Source organism: Serratia sp. Ae19-1, from assembly GCF_059801225.1.
This window is the reverse complement of record NZ_JBCHWD010000002.1, coordinates 721,802-739,021: the sequence shown is the minus strand read 5'-3', so window position 1 is coordinate 739,021 and position 17,220 is coordinate 721,802. Positions and strand designations below refer to the sequence as shown.

The following is a 17,220-nucleotide window of genomic DNA, read 5'->3' as shown; positions in this document are numbered from 1 at the left end:
GGTTCAAGGGCGACGCCAGGCCGCCCTCGTCATCATCAAGCCAAACGCTGCTTCGCTGCGGCGATTGCCGCGGCTACCTGTTGTGGCGCTACGCCGCCTTTGGCAGCACGCTTGTCCAGGCAGGATTGCAACGCCAGGATCGGGTAAACGTCGTCGCCAATCGTCGCGCTGAACTGCTGCAAATCCGCCAGCGGCAACGCTTCCAGCGGTTTACCCTGGCGAATCGCTTCTACCACCGCCTCGCCGACGATATGGTGCGCTTCGCGGAACGGCACGCCCTTGGCGACCAGGTAATCCGCCAGCTCGGTGGCGTTGGCATAGCCCTGTTCCGCCGCTTCCTGGCAACGCGGGCGCTTCACCTGAATGCCGTCCAGCACCAGTGCCGCCATCTGCAGGCAGTCCATCCAGGTGTCGAGCGCGTCGAACAGCCCTTCTTTGTCTTCCTGCATGTCTTTGTTGTACGCCAGCGGCAGGCCTTTCAGCGTCATCATCATGCCGGTCAACGCGCCCTGTACGCGGCCGCATTTGCCACGAATCAGCTCCAGCGCGTCCGGGTTTTTCTTCTGCGGCATCAGCGAGGAGCCGGAGGTCACGCGGTCGGACAGCTCGACAAACGCCGCCTCGCCGCTGTTGAAGAAGATCAGATCCTCGGCGAAGCGCGACAGGTGCACCATGCTGATGGCGGCGTTGGACAACAGCTCCAGCACGTGGTCGCGATCGGAGACGCTATCCAGGCTGTTGCGGGTCGCCGAGGCGAAGCCCAGCCAACCGGCCAGCTGCTCGCGATCGATAGGATAAGCGGTGCCGGCCAGCGCACCGCTGCCCAGTGGGCTGACGTCCAGCCGTTTCAGGGTATCCTGCAGACGGCTCTCATCGCGCGCCAGCATCTCGACATAGGCCAGGCACCAGTGCGCAAATGTCACCGGCTGCGCGCGTTGCAGATGGGTATACCCCGGCATCACCGCATCCTGGTTGGCTTCGGCGGTCTCCACCAGCGCCTGCTGCAGCTGGACGATCGCCTGATGCAGATCGCCGATCTGCTGTTTGCACCACAGCTTCAGATCGGTCGCGACCTGATCGTTACGGCTGCGGCCGGTGTGCAGCTTCTTGCCCAAATCGCCGACCTTCTCGATCAGCTTCTGCTCCACCCAGCTGTGGATGTCTTCCGCATCGCTTTGGACGATCGCCAGAGGATCGGCCTGAACTTCCGTCAGCAAAGCATTCAGCGCCTGCTCCAGCTGCTGCTGCTCCGTTGCCGTCAACACATTAACGGTCACCAGCGCCTTCGACCAGGCCACCGAGCCCACGATATCTTGCTCCGCCAGGCGATAATCGAACCGCAGCGAATCGTTGAGTTGCTTGAACCGCTGATCCGCCGCCTGAGTGAACCGTCCGCCCCAAAGTGCCATACCTTACTCCTGAATTTTTATGCGAAAGGGCGCAGCATGCTGCGCCCTTGCAGAGTCACGCCAATCGATTATTTATTCTTTTTCTCGTTCAACGCGCGGATGCGTGAAGACAGAGAGAACAGGCGGATAAAGCCGCCGGCGTGGCTGTGATCGTAAACTTCGTCTTCGCCGAAGGTGGCGAACTCTTCGGAGTACAGGCTGTTGGCGGATTTCTTCTGGGTCGCCGTCACCTGGCCTTTGTACAGCTGCAACACCACTTCGCCGTTCACCTCTTCAGCCAATGCTTCGGCAGAGGCCTGCAGCGAGCGGCGCAGCGGCGCGAACCAGCGGCCGTCGTACACCACATAAGACATCTCCAGGCCCAGCTGCTCGCGCCATTTGAAGCTGTCGCGATCCAGTACCAGCTGCTCGACGGCGCGCAGCGCCGCCACCATGATGGTGCCCCCCGGGGTTTCATAGCAGCCGCGGGATTTGATGCCTACCAGACGGTTTTCCACGATGTCGATACGGCCAACGCCGTGCTTGGCGCCTAACGCATTCAGGGTTTCCAGGCACTGGTACGGCGACAGCGCTTTACCGTTAACCGCCACAACGCGGCCTTTCTCAACGGTAACGGTCACCTGTTCAGGCTGATCCGGCGCTTCCTGCGGATCGACGGTCCATACCCAGCAATCCTTGTTCGGCGCATTCCACGGGCTTTCCAGCACGCCGCCTTCGGTGGAGATGTGCCAGGCGTTCTCATCGCGGCTGTAGATCTTCTCCAGCGATGCAGTGGTCGGGATGTTGCGCTCTTTCAGGTAATCCAGCAGCGCCTCACGGGAACGCAGGTTCCATTCACGCCACGGCGCCACTACTTTCAGCTGCGGAGCCAGCGCGGTGTAGGTGGTTTCGAAACGCACCTGGTCGTTGCCTTTGCCGGTTGCGCCGTGGCACAGCGCGTCGGCGCCCACTTTCAGCGCCAGCTCGACCTGCGCCTTGGCGATGATCGGCCGCGCCATCGAGGTGCCCAGCAGATAGCTGCCTTCATACAGCGCGCCGGTCTGCAGCACCGGATAAACGTAATCGCGGATAAATTCTTCACGCAGATCGACCACGTGACATTCAGAGGCACCGGACTGCAGGGCTTTTTGCTCCACGCCTTCCAGATCGCTGCGCTCCTGACCGATGTCCGCCACGAACGCCACCACTTCACAGCCGCCGTAGTTCTCTTTCAGCCATGGAATGATGGCCGAGGTATCCAGGCCGCCGGAGTACGCCAGAACGATTTTTTTGATGCCTTGGTTTTGCATGATCTATTCCTTTCTAATTCTAAAATTAAGCGAGGATCCGGGTGCCAATCGACACGCCGTTAAACAAAGCAGGAAGCTGATCGGCATGGCGCCAGCTGGCGATATCCACCGGGCGGCCGAGGGTGCGGGCTGCGTCGAGCGCCGCATTCACCTTCACCACCATACCATCGGTGATGATGCCTTGCGCGATCAGTTGCTCCGCTTTTTGCGCCGTCATTTCCGCAATGCGTTGCCCCTTGCCGTCGAGGATGCCGCTGACGTCCGACAGCAGGATCAGATCCGCCCCCAGCGTCGCCGCCAGCGCCGTCGCCGCCTGATCGGCGTTCACATTCATTAACTGCCCTTCGGCGGTGATGCCGATGGAGCTGATAACCGGCAGGTAGCCGGCGCCCAGCAGGGTATTGAGCAGCGCGGGCGAGCCGGGCTGCGCGTTGCCGACGTGACCCAATGCCGGATCGAGCTGGGTCACGACTGCGCTGCCGCCGTCCGCCAGGCTCAGGCCAACGGCGTTGATTTGATGCTTAATCGCCCACGCCAGCAGCGTTTTGTTGGCGGTGCCGGCCAGCGCGCCGGTGATGATGTCGATCTGATCGGCCGGCGTGACCCGCAGGCCGTTCTTTTTCACCACCGGTAAAGAGAGTTGCTTCATCAGCTCGTCTACCACGCAGCCACCGCCGTGCACGATCACCAGCGGACGCTGATGCTGCTGCCGGTAACTGTCCAACGCGGTAAACAGACGTTCCAGCGCTTCTTCACTGTCTAATAACACGCCACCTAACTTGATAATTAACGGGTTCATTGCTGTTTACTCACGCTGGTTTAAAGGAGTGACTGGGTTTCCGGGAAACCGAAACGGATATTCAGGCATTGCACCGCCTGTGCGGCCGCGCCTTTCAGCAGGTTGTCTTCCACCGCCACGGCGATCAGATGTTCGCCCTGCACCGCAAAACCGATGTCGCAGAACGGCAGCCCCACCACCGCTTTCAGCGCCGGCACGCCCTGGTCGTACAACCGCACCAGCGGCTTGTCGTCATAGGCGGCGTGATAGGCGGCGGCCACGTCCTGCGCGGTCACGCCGGCTTTCAGGCGGCAGGTGATGGTTTCAAGAATGCCGCGCGGGAAATTGCCCAGGTGCGGCGTAAAGATGACCGGCACGCCCAGGTGCGCGGCGATCTCCGGCTGGTGCCGGTGAGTGAAAATGCCGTATGGCTGCAGGCTCACTTCGCAAAAGCTGGTGGTCATGCTGGCCTTGCGCCCGGCGCCGCTGACGCCGCTGGTGGCGTTGATCACCGGCCACTGGTCCAGGTTCAGCAGCTGCTTTTCGATCAACGGTTTGAGCGCCAACTGCGCCGCCGTTGGGTAGCAGCCCGGCACCGCGATCAGCTGCGCCCGTTTGATCTTGTCGCTCTGCCACTCCGCCAGGCCGTACACCGCCTGCTCCAGCAGAGCGCCATGCTGATGCTCGAAACCGTAGTACTGGCTATAAAAACCGGCGTCCTGCACGCGGAAGGCGCCGGAAAGATCGAACACCACGCAACCCGCCGCCAGAAAAGCCGGTGCAATATCGTGGCTGACTTCATGGGCGGTGGCGAGGAACACCACATCGATGCCCTGCGCCGCCTGTGCAACGTCGGTCAACGGCTGTAGCGGCAGATCGACGATGCCTTTCAACTGGGGATGGAGATCGGAAAGCAACTTTCCTGCATCTGCACTTTGCGCTGAAACCGCTAAAGCGGTTATGTTCATGTGTGGGTGGCGATTCAGGTAAGCCGTGAGCTCCGCTCCGGCGTAACCGCTGGCACCAACGATCAGCGTATTCAACATGTGGCCTTTCACCTTCTCAACTGACGTGCGGTCGTTTTCGACCCAGGTAACAGGGCTAGCCAGCGTTGTTGCGCCGTTCACCCACGGAGCCAGGCGTTGATGCTTTTATAAACATCCGGGTATCGGGTTCCCTTACGCTTCGGCTTACTGTATTTTTATTCAAAATAAATGCATGAATATTGATACTATCCTAACCAAAGGCTGTCAACAGTGAAGATGAAATTACCTCCATTTATTGAGCTGTACCGGGCGTTGATCGCCACACCGTCGATCAGCGCCACCGATGCCGGCCTCGATCAGAGCAATGAGGCGTTAATCAACTTGCTGGCCGAATGGTTTGCCGACCTGGGCTTTCGCGTCGACGTGCAGCCGGTACCGGATTCGCGCCACAAATTCAACCTGCTGGCCAGCATCGGCGAAGGCAGCGGCGGCCTGCTGCTGGCCGGCCACACCGATACGGTGCCTTACGACGAAGGCCGCTGGACGCGCGATCCCTTCACCCTGACCGAGCACGACAACAAGCTCTACGGCCTGGGCACCGCCGACATGAAAGGCTTCTTCGCCTTTATTCTGGATGCGGTGCGCGATATCGACGCGAGCAAACTGACCAAGCCGCTGTACATTTTAGCCACCGCAGATGAAGAAACGACGATGGCCGGCGCACGCTATTTCGCCGCCTCCACCGCCATTCGGCCGGATTTCGCCATCATCGGCGAACCGACCTCGCTGCAGCCAGTCCGCGCGCACAAGGGCCACATGGCCAACGCCATTCGCATCGTCGGCCAGTCCGGCCACTCCAGCGATCCGGCGCGCGGTGTCAACGCCATCGATCTGATGCACGAATCCATCAGCCACCTGATGGCGCTGCGCAAAACCCTGCAGGAGCGTTACAACAACCCGGCGTTCGCCGTGCCTTATCCCACCATGAACTTCGGCCATATCAGCGGCGGCGACGCAGCCAACCGCATCTGCGCCTGCTGCGAGCTGCACCTGGATATCCGCCCGCTGCCCGGCATGACGCTCGACAACATCAACGAACTGATGCATCAGGCGTTGGAGCCGGTGAGCCAACGCTGGCCGGGCCGCCTGAGCATCGAAGAGCTGCACGCGTCGGTGCCAGGCTACGAGTGCCCAACCGACCACCGCATGGTGGCAGTGATCGAGGAACTGCTGGGCACCCGCACCCAGGTGGTCAATTACTGCACCGAGGCGCCGTTCGTACAGCAGGTGTGTCCGACGTTAGTGCTCGGCCCCGGCTCTATCGACCAGGCCCACCAGCCGGACGAGTACCTCGACACCGCGTTTATCGAACCGACGCGTAAACTGCTGGGCCAGCTGGTCACTCATTTTTGCCGGCAATAAACCCGACATTTAACAGGGGAAATGCTTTATGCTTTCCCCTAACTCCAAATAAGTAGTAGACGGCGAAATAAGCCGTGCTGATAACCGACGTGCCGTAATTAAATTTCAGAAAATGCGCCGATTTTGATGTTTTTTTGCTAAAAATAGTGTCAATTGGACGACTGGACAGGAACGCGGTGGGATCAGGCAGGCGGTCTGCGCCTGACGCGTGAAATTTATTTACAAGATAAAAATCATACAGAACTGGGTCAGGGGTTATATGAACGAACAATATTCGGCAATGCGCAGTAATGTCAGTATGCTCGGCAAATTGCTCGGCGATACCATCAAAGAAGCGCTGGGCGAGCATATTCTCGATCGCGTAGAGACCATCCGTAAGCTTTCCAAATCCTCACGCGCCGGCAACGAAGCGCATCGCCAGGAACTGCTCTCCACCCTGCAGAACCTGTCCAACGACGAGCTGCTGCCGGTGGCGCGCGCCTTCAGCCAGTTCCTCAACCTGACCAACGTCGCCGAGCAGTACCACAGCATTTCGCCCAACGGCGAAGCCGCCAGCAATCCGGAGGCGCTGGCCCAACTGTTCAGCCGCCTCAAAGACAAAAAGCTCAGCGACAAAGAGCTGCAACACGCAGTATCGCAACTCTCCATCGAGCTGGTGCTGACGGCGCACCCGACGGAGATCACCCGCCGCACCCTGATCCACAAGCTGGTGGAGGTCAACACCTGCCTCAGCCAGCTCGATCACAACGATCTGGCTGACTACGAGCGCAACAAGATCATGCGCCGCCTGCGCCAGCTGGTAGCCCAATCGTGGCACACCGATGAAATTCGCAAACACCGCCCTTCGCCGATCGACGAAGCCAAATGGGGTTTCGCGGTGGTGGAAAACAGCCTGTGGGAAGGCGTGCCGGCGTTCCTGCGCGAATTCAATGAACAGCTGGAAAACTCTATCGATTACAGCCTGCCGGCGGAAGCGGTGCCGGTGCGCTTCACCTCCTGGATGGGCGGCGATCGCGACGGCAACCCGAACGTGACCGCCGAAATTACCCGCCATGTGCTGCTGCTCAGCCGCTGGAAAGCTTGCGACCTGTTCACTCGCGATATTCAGGTGCTGGTCTCCGAGCTGTCGATGACCGAGTGCACCCCGGAGCTGCGCGCCCGCGCCGGCGGTGACGAGGTGCAGGAACCGTACCGCGAAATCATGAAGCAGCTGCGCAGCCAACTGATGAGCTCCCAGGCCTATCTGGAAGGCCGCCTGAAGGGCGAGCGCGTGCTGAAACCGCACGATCTGCTGGTGAACAACGAACAGCTGTGGGAGCCGCTGTATGCCTGCTACCAATCGCTGCAGGCCTGCGGCATGGGCATCATCGCCAACGGCCAGTTGCTGGATACTCTGCGCCGCGTGCGCTGCTTCGGCGTGCCGCTGGTGCGCATCGACGTGCGCCAGGAGAGCACCCGCCATACCGAGGCCATCGCCGAGCTGACCCGCTACCTGGGGCTGGGCGACTATGAAAGCTGGTCGGAAGCCGATAAACAGGCGTTCCTGATCCGCGAACTGAACTCCAAACGCCCGCTGGTGCCGCTGAAGTGGGAGCCGAGCGCCGATACGCTGGAAGTGCTGGAAACCTGCCGGGTAATTGCCGAAGCGCCGCAGGGCTCGATCGCCGCCTACGTGATTTCAATGGCGCGCACGCCGTCCGACGTGCTGGCGGTGCACCTGCTGTTGAAAGAGGCCGGTTGCCCGTTCGCGCTGCCGGTCGCTCCGCTGTTCGAAACCCTCGACGACCTGAACAACGCCGACGACGTGATGACCCAGTTGCTGAACATCGACTGGTATCGCGGCTTTATTCAGGGCAAACAGATGGTGATGATCGGCTATTCCGACTCGGCGAAAGATGCCGGCGTGATGGCCGCTTCCTGGGCGCAATACCGCGCGCAGGACGCACTGATCAAAACCTGTGAAAAAGCCGGCGTGGCGCTGACGCTGTTCCACGGCCGCGGCGGCTCCATCGGCCGCGGCGGCGCACCGGCGCATGCGGCGCTGCTGTCGCAGCCGCCGGGCAGCCTGAAGGGCGGCCTGCGCGTCACCGAACAGGGCGAGATGATCCGCTTCAAGTTCGGCCTGCCGGAAGTCACTATCAGCAGTCTGGCGCTGTATGCCGGCGCGATCCTCGAGGCCAACCTGTTGCCGCCGCCGGAACCGAAGAAAGAGTGGCGCGCGCTGATGGACGATCTGTCCGAGACCTCCTGCCGGATGTATCGCGGCTATGTGCGGGAAAACCCGGACTTCGTCCCTTACTTCCGCGCGGCTACGCCGGAGCTGGAGTTGGGCAAACTGCCGCTGGGCTCGCGCCCTGCCAAACGCAAACCGAACGGCGGCGTGGAGAGCCTGCGCGCCATTCCGTGGATCTTCGCCTGGACGCAGAATCGCCTGATGTTGCCGGCCTGGCTCGGTGCCGGCGCCGGATTGCAGGAAGCGGTGAAGGCCGGCAAACAGGCGGAGCTGGAGGCGATGTGCCGCGACTGGCCGTTCTTCTCCACCCGCATCGCCATGCTGGAAATGGTGTTCGCCAAGGCCGACCTGTGGCTGGCGGAATACTACGATCAGCGCCTGGTGGATAAATCGCTGTGGCCGCTGGGCCAGCAGCTGCGCGATCAGTTGGAAAGCGACATCAAGGTGGTGCTGACCATCGCCAACGACGCGCACCTGATGGAAGACCTGCCGTGGATCGCCGAATCCATCGCGCTGCGCAACGTTTATACCGACCCGCTGAACGTCCTGCAGGCCGAACTGCTGCACCGTTCGCGTCAGCAGGAACAGCCCGACGCCCGCGTGGAGCAGGCGCTGATGGTCACCATCGCCGGCGTCGCCGCCGGGATGCGCAACACCGGCTAGTGAGCCAAATCGCGGCCCCGTTTACCGGGGCCGTTTTTTTTATGCCTTCCCCCACAAAAAAGGGCGCCGCGATAAAGCGACGCCCTTTCTTCATGGGAACAGGCCTGCCAGTGTCAGGCGGCGGCCACCGGGCGCACGCCCAGCGTGTGGCAGATGGCGTAGCTCATCTCGGCGCGGTTCAGGGTATAGAAGTGGAAATCCTTCACTCCTTCGCGGCTGAGGATCTTCACCATGTCCATGGCGATGTTGGCGCCGACCATCTTGCGGGTCTCCGCATCGTCGTCCAGCCCTTCGAACATGCTGGTCATCCAGCTCGGCACCCGCACGTTGGTCATGGTGGCGAAGCGCTGCAGCTGCTTGAAGTTGGACACCGGCAGAATGCCCGGCACGATTTCCACGTCGATGCCGGCGGCGACACAGCGGTCGCGAAAGCGTAGGTAGCTCTCAACGTCGAAGAAGAATTGGGTGATGGCGCGGTTGGCACCGGCGTCGATCTTGCGCTTCAGGTTGATCAAATCTGCCTGCGCGCTCTTCGCCTCCGGGTGCACTTCCGGGTAGGCGGCGACGGAAATATCGAAGTCGCCCACGTCTTTCAGCAGTGCTACCAGATCGGTCGCATACATGTCCGGCTTACCACCGCCCGGCGGCAGATCGCCGCGCAGCGCCACGATATGGCGGATGCCGCTGTTCCAGTAGTCGGTCGCGATGTCGCGCAACTGAGCCGGGCTGGCGTCGATGCAGGTCAGGTGCGGCGCAGCCTCCAGGCCGGTGCGCTCCTTGATCCCCTTGATGATGCTGTGGGTGCGATCGCGCTCGCCGGAGTTGGCGCCGTAGGTGACGGAAACGAATTTAGGTTTGAGGATGCTCAGACGATCGATCGACTGCCACAGGGTCTCTTCCATCTCGCTGGTGCGTGGCGGGAAGAACTCGAATGATACGTTAATCTGGCCGTTCAACTCCGCCAGACTCTGATTCAGCGCTTCCCGCTGGTTTGCGTGGAAAAAACTCATACCCTGCTCACCTCTTCTCGATCACTGTTTTTATTTCATCTTGATGAGCGTCTATACGTTTAGACGTCTAGATAGAAAATGCCGCATGTTGGCTAAAGAGTCAACAGGAAAATGAGGGGAATAAGATGATTAATCCTCACCCGCTCAAAGAGGGAATTTCATGATAGCGACAAGGATAAGTATGGCAGGAAAAGCAAAGGGGCGCGGTGAACCCGCGCCCGCAGAGGATTAAAGCAGCTGCGCCAACCGGTTAAGGTCTGACTGGATCGCCCCGGCGGTCACGTCGCGACCGGCGCCCGGCCCGCGGATCACCAGCGGATTATCGCGATACCAGCGGCTCTCGATGGCGAACACGTTGTCGCACGGCAGCAGCGAGGCCAGCGGATGCTCAGGACGCACGGCCTCAACGCCGACCCGCGCCTTGCCGTTGGCGTCGAAACGCGCCACGTGGCGCAACACCAGGCCCATTTCGCTGGCGGCCTCAAAGCGCTGCTGCATCTGCTGGTTCAGCGCCTCGCCGTTCTCGAAGAACTGATCGACGGAACCCAGCTCGCAGCCCGCCGGCACCAGCGACTCGACCCGCACCTGATTCGGCTCGATGTCGTAGCCCGCTTCGCGCGCCAGGATCACCAGCTTGCGCATCACGTCCTGACCGGAGAGATCGACCCGCGGATCCGGTTCGGTCAGCCCCTGCTGCCAGGCCTGATCCACCAGCTCGGTAAACGGCACCGTGCCGTCATACTGCAGGAACAGCCAGGAGAGCGTACCGGAGAAGATGCCGCTGATCGCCAAAATGCTGTCGCCGCTGTCGCGCAGATCGCGCACCGTGTGGTTGACCGGCAGGCCGGCGCCGACGGTGGCGTTGTACAGCCAGTGGCGGCCGGTTTTGGCGAAGGCGTCGCGAATTTGGCGATAGGTCGCGCTGCACGAGGCACCCGCCAGCTTGTTGGCGCTGATCACGTGGAAACCGTAGCTGGCGAAGTCCAGATACTGCCCGGCCAGCTCTTCGCTGGCGGTCACGTCGAGCACCACCAGATCGTCGAACGGGTGCGCGCGCATCCACAGGAACAGCGACTCTTCGTCCAGCTCCTGCGCTTCGTCCTCAAAGAACGCCAGCGCGCGGCTGGCGTCCAGCCCGTCGTAATTCAGCAGGCTGCGGCGGCTGTCCACCACCCCCGCCAGGATAAATTCGAAACCGCTGCGCGCGGAAATATTGGTTTGTTCGCGAGCGAACAGCTCCAGCCAGCGCGAGCCGATGTTGCCCTTGCCGAACAGCACCAGACCGATGCGCTTCTCGGCGCGGAACAGGCTTTGGTGCAGCCCCTGGATCAGCAGCGCGGTCGGCCCCTGGCGCAATACCGCCACCAGACTGATGCCATCTTCCGCCTGCCAGATAAACTCGACCGGCTGATCTTTCAGTTGCTGATAGAAACGGTGGCTGTGCAGCGGGTTCTTGCACACCCCGGCGCCGACCATCGCCACCAGCGCCAGCCCTTCGCGCAGGCGCAGCTCGCCCGGCAACGCTGCGGCCTGCAGCGTCGCCAGCGCGCTATTGACCACCTCGGAGGTGTAGCACAGCTGCACCAGGTTGCGGTCAGGGTGGATCCCCACCGCCAGCGGTTTGATCTGCGCGCGCTTGAGCACCAGATCCAGCTCTTTCTGCGCCAGTTTGAAATCATGCTGAGCGGCGACGTGCAGTTCAATCAGGCACACATCGTCGTGGCTGGTGACAATCTTGGCGCCGGTGCCGGAAGCCAATACGCGCTCGATGCGCGTCGAGCCCTGTTCCGGCTGGTAGCTGCAACGCAGCTGAAGGTCGATATCGCTGCCGGAGACCGGCTGCAGAGTGCGGGTGTGCAACACCGGCGCAGCCAGACGCGCCAGCTCGCTGGCTTCGTCCAGACGCAGCAGCGGCAGCAGGCAGGCGTCTTTCACCTTGCGCGGATCGGCGCTGTATACCCCGGCTACGTCGCTCCAGATGGTGACGCGCGCAGCACCGGCCAGCGCGCCGACCTGAGTGGCGGAGTAGTCGCTGCCGTTACGCCCCAACAGCACGGTTTCCCCGGCGTCGTTGCGCGAAATGAAGCCGGTCACCACCAGGCGTTTGCCCGGATGTTGGGCCAGCAATTGTTGCAGCAGCGGATAAGAACGGCCTTCATCCACCTGCGGCTGCGCGGCGCGCTCGGCGCGCAGGAAATCACGCGCATCCAGCCAGGCCGCCTGCATGTCCAGATGATTAAGCACCGCCGCCATCAGGCGCGCCGACCAGATCTCGCCGTGCCCGACCACTTCGGCATAGCACACGTCGTCGACTTTGCCGTCCAGCAGCACCGCCAGACGTTCCAGATCCTGAATGAATTCGGCGATCAGCGGCTCGGCGCTTTCCGGCGGCAGCAGGCCGCCGATAAGATCGCTATGATAACGACGCAACGTCTGCTGCACCTGGTGCGCAGACAGGCGATCGCTCTGGCTGAGCTTCAGCCAGTTGATCAACTGGTTGGTGGTACTGCCGGCGGCCGATACCACCATCATGTCGCCTGGCTGGCTGTATTCCGCCATAATCCCGGCCACACGCAGATAACACTTCACATCCGCCAGACTGCTGCCGCCAAACTTGTGCAGTTGACGCCCGCTCACCGGCCCTGCTACAGCAATTGCATTCATGCTTACCTCGTTGCCGCCGCCTGGAAAGCGCGTTCCAGATCGGCAATCAAATCTTCACTGTCTTCAATACCCACGGAAATGCGCAGCAGGCTCTCGGAGATGCCGGCCGCTGCCCGCGCCTCCGCCGCCATACCGGCGTGGGTCATGGTCGCTGCATGCGAGATCAGGCTTTCTACGCCGCCCAGCGATTCTGCCAGAGTAAACAGCTCAAGGGCAGAGAGAAAACGGCGCAGCACCGCTTCATCGCCGTCCAGTTCAAAACTCAGCATCGCGCCGAAACCGCGCTGCTGCCGGCGGGCGATCTCATGCCCCGGATTTTCCGGCAGGGAAGGATGATACAGCTTTTTCACCAACGGTTGCTGCTGTAAATAGCCGACAATCACTTCGGCGTTTTGTTGCGCTGCCTTGATGCGCGGCGACAGCGTGCGCATGCCGCGCAGCAGCAGATAGCTGTCGAACGCGCCGCCGGTCACGCCGATGTTGTTCGCCCACCAGGCCAGTTCGACCGCCAGCTCGGGATCTTTGGCGATCACCGCGCCGGCCACCACGTCCGAATGTCCGTTCAGGTATTTGGTGCAAGAATGGACCACCAGATCGGCGCCGAGTTCGATCGGCTGTTGCAGGGCCGGACTGAGGAAGGTGTTGTCCACCACCGTCAATGCACCCGCCGCGTGCGCGGCGGTGCAGATCGCCGCGATGTCCACCACCCGCAGCAGCGGATTGCTGGGGCTTTCAATCAGCACCAGCTTGGGCTTTTGCGCCAGCGCCTGCTGCAGGGCTTCTTCATTGCCCTGATCGACGAACAGCACCCGATAGGCGCCGCGCTTGCTCAAACTGTCGAATAACCGATAGCTGCCGCCGTAGCAGTCGTGCGGCGCCACCAGCAGATCGCCGGGCTTCAGCAGCACGGTAGTCACCAGATGGATCGCCGACATGCCGCTGCCGGTCATGACCGCGCCGGCGCCGCCTTCCAGCTCCGCCAACGCGCGCTGCACCACGTCGCGCGTCGGGTTGCCGCGGCGCGAGTAGTCATGGGCTCGGGGTTGGTTGAAGTCGGTAAAGTTATAGGTGCTGGACAGATGAATCGGCGGGACAACGCAGCCATACTGTTCGTCGTCGTTCAGGCCGCTGCGTACGGCAATCGTGGCTGGTTTACGCGTCATGGGCTCGCTCGGCTCTCGGTTCGGTGAATGAGGCCTAAAGAGTAATCGCAGGATTGATAGACGTCAATACATCTGGACATCTAAACTTCTCTGCGTATAGATTGAGCAATGGCACAATACCCGCTAAAATTATACCGATATGACATGACGATAAGATGTTGAGCCACAATGCCCGGCCGAAGCGGGGCATTCAGTGACCCTGGTCGCGTAAAATTGACATTTATTTAGTGAGAACAGTGAAGATCGGGCATAATTGCCCGGTTTTTAGAATTTTGTAATTTTTCTGACAAAGTTAAGGTGTCCCATGGCTGAGTGGAACGGCGAGTATGTCAGCCCTTACGCTGAACACGGTAAAAAAAGCGAGCAAGTCAAAAAGATCACGGTATCCATTCCGCTGAAGGTCCTGAAAATCCTCACCGACGAACGGACCCGTCGCCAGGTCAACAACCTGCGCCACGCCACCAACAGCGAACTGCTGTGCGAAGCGTTTCTGCATGCCTTTACCGGCCAGCCGCTGCCGAATGATGAAGACCTGCGCAAAGAGCGCAGCGATGAAATTCCGGAAGCCGCAAAAGCGTTGATGCGCGAACTGGGTGTCGATCCCGATACCTGGGAATATTGAGAACCGCCCGGCGAACGCCGGCGGCAGAAACGAAAAAAGGCGCCCAAGGCGCCTTTTTCATCGGACGATAAGAAATCTTATTTCTTAGCGCCTGGTACGCTGAAACGCTTGTTGAAGCGGTCAACGCGGCCACCGGTAGCAACGTCACGCTGCTTGCCAGTGTAGAACGGGTGGCATGCGCCACAAACGTCCAGGTTCAGATCGTGGCCCACGGTGGAGCGGATCTTCATCACGTTACCGCAAGAGCAGTTAGCAGTAACTTCTTCGTATTTTGGGTGGATACCTTGTTTCATGGGAAACCTCAGTTAAGGCCGTGTCGCTATCCAGCCCTGTTTCGCCAGACACCACACGTGGTTGATAATAGAATTTTGGTATCGAATTATACCAAAGGCGGCAAATTATACAGCATTAGCCGGGGCGCGCAATCGGAACCGTACATTTGCCGATGCGCCGTGTAAACTGATGCCCTCTTTTTTTTCAATTTGGATGAGATCATGCCCGTCGTACACGTTGCTTTGCCGGTCCCCCTCGCCCGCACCTTCGACTATCTGCTGCCGCCCGGCATGCAGCCGGTGGCCGGCGCGCGCGTAGGCGTGCCCTGGGGCAGGCAGCATGCGATCGGCATCGTCACCGGCTGCAGCGACACCAGCGAACTGCCGCTGGACAAGCTCAAACCGATCGACAGCGTGATCGACAGCGAATCGCTGTTCTCCCCCAGCCTGTGGCGCATCCTGCGCTGGGCCAGCGATTACTACCATTATCCTATCGGCGAAGTACTGTTCCACGCGCTGCCGATCCTGCTGCGGCAAGGCAAACCTGCCGAAGCCGCGCCGCTATGGCAGTGGTTCGCCACCGAGCAAGGGCGTGCCACGCCGCCCGACAGTCTGAAACGCGCGCCGAAACAGCAGCAGGCGCTGGCGGCGCTGCTGCAACGCCCGGTCTATCGCCATCAGGTCAGTCAGCTGGAGCTGACGGAAAGCGCTCTGCAGGCGCTGCGCGCCAAAGGGTTGATCGATCTGCGCGCTCAGGTCGCGGACACGCAAGACTGGCGCCCCAACTTCGCGGTGCTCGGCGAGCGGCTGCGGCTGAATACCGAACAGGCCACCGCCGTCGGGGCGATCAGAAGCGAGGATGAACAGTTCGCCGCCTGGCTGCTGGCCGGTGTGACCGGCTCGGGCAAGACCGAGGTGTACCTCAGCGTGCTGGAGAACGTGCTGGCCAAAGGCCGGCAGGCGCTGGTGCTGGTGCCGGAAATCGGCCTGACGCCGCAAACCATCGCCCGTTTTCGCGAGCGCTTCAACGCGCCGGTGGACGTGCTGCACTCCGGGCTAAACGACAGCGAGCGGCTGGCGGTTTGGCTGCGCGCGCGCAGCGGCGAAGCCGCCATCGTCATCGGCACCCGTTCGGCGCTGTTCACGCCGTTCCGCCAGCTGGGCGTGATCATCATCGACGAAGAGCACGACAGCTCTTATAAACAGCAGGAAGGCTGGCGCTACCACGCCCGCGATCTGGCGGTATTCCGCGCCCGGGAAGAGGACATCCCGATGGTGATGGGCTCCGCCACGCCGGCACTGGAAACGCTGCACAACGTGCAGCTGGGCAAATATCGCCAGCTGAAGCTCACCCAGCGTGCGGGCAACGCCAAACCGGCGGCGCAGCACCTTATAGATCTGAAAGGGCTGCCGCTGAAGGTCGGCCTGTCGCAGCCGCTTTTAAAAAGCATGCAGCACCATTTAAAAGCCGGCAATCAGGTGATGCTGTTCCTTAACCGCCGCGGTTACGCCCCGGCACTGCTGTGCCACGAGTGCGGCTGGATCGCCGAGTGCCAACGCTGCGATCACTACTACACCTTCCACCAGCATCAGCGCCAGCTGCGCTGCCACCACTGCGACAGCCAGCGGCCGGTACCGCACCAGTGCCCGCAATGCGGCTCGACCCACCTGGTGTCGGTCGGCGTCGGCACCGAACAACTGGAGCAGGAGCTGGCGCCGCTGTTCCCCGACACGCCGATCACCCGTATCGATCGCGATACCACCAGCCGTAAAGGCGCGTTGGAACAGCACCTGGCGGATATCCATCGCGGCGAAGCGCGCATTCTGATCGGCACGCAGATGCTGGCCAAGGGCCACCACTTTCCCGACGTCACGCTGGTAGCGTTGCTGGACGTCGACGGCGCGCTGTTCTCCGCCGACTTCCGCTCCGCCGAGCGCTTCGCTCAGCTGTACACCCAGGTCTCCGGGCGCGCCGGCCGGGCGGGCAAGCAGGGGGAAGTGCTGCTGCAAACCCACCATCCAGAGCACCCACTGCTGCAGGTGCTGCTGCAACAGGGTTACGACGCCTTCGCCAAACAGACGCTGGCGGAGCGCAACAGCGTGTTCCTGCCGCCCTATACCAGCCACATCATCGTGCGCGCCGAAGATCACGATAACCAGCAGGCCCCGCTGTTCCTGCAACAGCTGCGCAACCTGCTGGAAGCCAGCCCGCTGAAGGACGATTCGCTGTGGGTGATGGGCCCGGTGCCGGCGCTGCAGTCCAAACGCGGCGGCCGTTTCCGCTGGCAGCTGCTACTGCAGCATCCTGCGCGGCGCGTCCTGCAACAGCTGATGAAAAGTTCGCTGCCGCTGATCGGCACCCTGCCGCAAACGCGCAAGGTGAAATGGACGCTGGATGTCGATCCGATCGACAGTTGATCCCGGAAAAGTCCGATTTAGCTGCCGCAGTGCAAACGTTTACCCTTTAAATTGCGAGCGAACGCTAAAAAACCTTCTCAGGTCACATTTTTTATGCAAATTAGGTAACAAAGGCGGGGCGTATTCTGTTTAGAATGTCTGCGAGGGCAAATTTTGTCGCCACATCGCAGCGCGACGGAGTGCCCGAACGCGAGTGGCGCTCAATGACAACAATCCCGCCACCGCATGCCGGACATTGTGAGCAAACAGCAGTAGCGGCGTCGGCATGGCGCTGACGCAAGGAGAAAGGCG

The 17,220-nt window shown here is 61.3% G+C and carries 12 protein-coding genes; 4 read left to right on the top strand and 8 right to left on the bottom strand.

The features are described 5' to 3' along the window. Positions 1-35: 35 nt before the first annotated feature. The 4 genes from argH to argC form a co-directional block, all read right to left on the bottom strand. Complete coding sequence (argH, locus tag AAIE04_RS08830; protein WP_043140965.1) at positions 36-1,409, bottom strand: argininosuccinate lyase; 1,374 nt, start codon at positions 1,407-1,409, stop codon at positions 36-38. Positions 1,410-1,477: 68 nt separating this feature from the next. Next, positions 1,478-2,698, bottom strand: coding sequence for an argininosuccinate synthase (locus tag AAIE04_RS08825; RefSeq protein WP_019452247.1), 1,221 nt, complete (start codon positions 2,696-2,698; stop codon positions 1,478-1,480). A gap of 25 nt (positions 2,699-2,723) precedes the next feature. Beyond that, complete coding sequence (gene argB, locus AAIE04_RS08820; protein ID WP_019452246.1) at positions 2,724-3,497, bottom strand: acetylglutamate kinase; 774 nt, start codon at positions 3,495-3,497, stop codon at positions 2,724-2,726. Between the two features lie 20 nt (positions 3,498-3,517). Further along, positions 3,518-4,522, bottom strand: coding sequence for an N-acetyl-gamma-glutamyl-phosphate reductase (gene argC / locus AAIE04_RS08815; RefSeq protein WP_025160365.1), 1,005 nt, complete (start codon positions 4,520-4,522; stop codon positions 3,518-3,520). A gap of 216 nt (positions 4,523-4,738) precedes the next feature. Between argC and argE the strand changes: the two genes are divergently transcribed. Both argE and ppc read left to right on the top strand, forming a co-directional pair. Then, positions 4,739-5,884, top strand: a complete 1,146-nt coding sequence (gene argE / locus AAIE04_RS08810; protein WP_019452244.1) for an acetylornithine deacetylase — start codon at positions 4,739-4,741, stop codon at positions 5,882-5,884. Between the two features lie 259 nt (positions 5,885-6,143). Next, on the top strand, positions 6,144-8,780 hold the full coding sequence (gene ppc / locus AAIE04_RS08805) for a phosphoenolpyruvate carboxylase (RefSeq protein ID WP_063918421.1): 2,637 nt from the start codon (positions 6,144-6,146) through the stop codon (positions 8,778-8,780). Positions 8,781-8,893: 113 nt separating this feature from the next. Here the strand turns inward: ppc and metF are convergent, their stop codons facing one another. The 3 genes from metF to metB form a co-directional block, all read right to left on the bottom strand. Next, a complete protein-coding gene (gene metF / locus AAIE04_RS08800) occupies positions 8,894-9,790 on the bottom strand; it encodes a methylenetetrahydrofolate reductase (RefSeq protein ID WP_019452242.1) in 897 nt (298 codons plus the stop codon). Positions 9,791-10,018: 228 nt separating this feature from the next. Beyond that, entirely contained in the window at positions 10,019-12,454 is a 2,436-nt protein-coding gene (locus tag AAIE04_RS08795) for a bifunctional aspartate kinase/homoserine dehydrogenase II (protein ID WP_025160368.1), read from the bottom strand. A 2-nt stretch (positions 12,455-12,456) separates the two neighbouring features. Further along, positions 12,457-13,617 carry a cystathionine gamma-synthase gene (gene metB, locus AAIE04_RS08790; protein WP_498576804.1) on the bottom strand — a complete coding sequence of 387 codons (1,161 nt, stop codon included), beginning with the start codon at positions 13,615-13,617 and terminating at the stop codon, positions 12,457-12,459. 304 nt (positions 13,618-13,921) lie between these two features. On the opposite strand from metB, the gene metJ reads away from it, so the two are divergent. Then, the gene (gene metJ / locus AAIE04_RS08785) at positions 13,922-14,239 is read left to right on the top strand and encodes a met regulon transcriptional regulator MetJ (RefSeq protein ID WP_004931076.1); all 318 of its coding nucleotides are present in this window, start codon (positions 13,922-13,924) and stop codon (positions 14,237-14,239) included. A gap of 77 nt (positions 14,240-14,316) precedes the next feature. On the opposite strand, the gene rpmE is transcribed toward metJ, so the two are convergent. Further along, positions 14,317-14,532 carry a 50S ribosomal protein L31 gene (gene rpmE, locus AAIE04_RS08780; RefSeq protein ID WP_004931078.1) on the bottom strand — a complete coding sequence of 72 codons (216 nt, stop codon included), beginning with the start codon at positions 14,530-14,532 and terminating at the stop codon, positions 14,317-14,319. A 201-nt stretch (positions 14,533-14,733) separates the two neighbouring features. Here rpmE and priA point away from each other — a divergent pair, with 201 nt between their 5' ends. Continuing rightward, positions 14,734-16,929: a primosomal protein N' gene (gene priA, locus AAIE04_RS08775; RefSeq protein WP_025160369.1), complete on the top strand. Its 2,196-nt coding sequence runs from the start codon at positions 14,734-14,736 to the stop codon at positions 16,927-16,929. Positions 16,930-17,220: the final 291 nt, after the last annotated feature.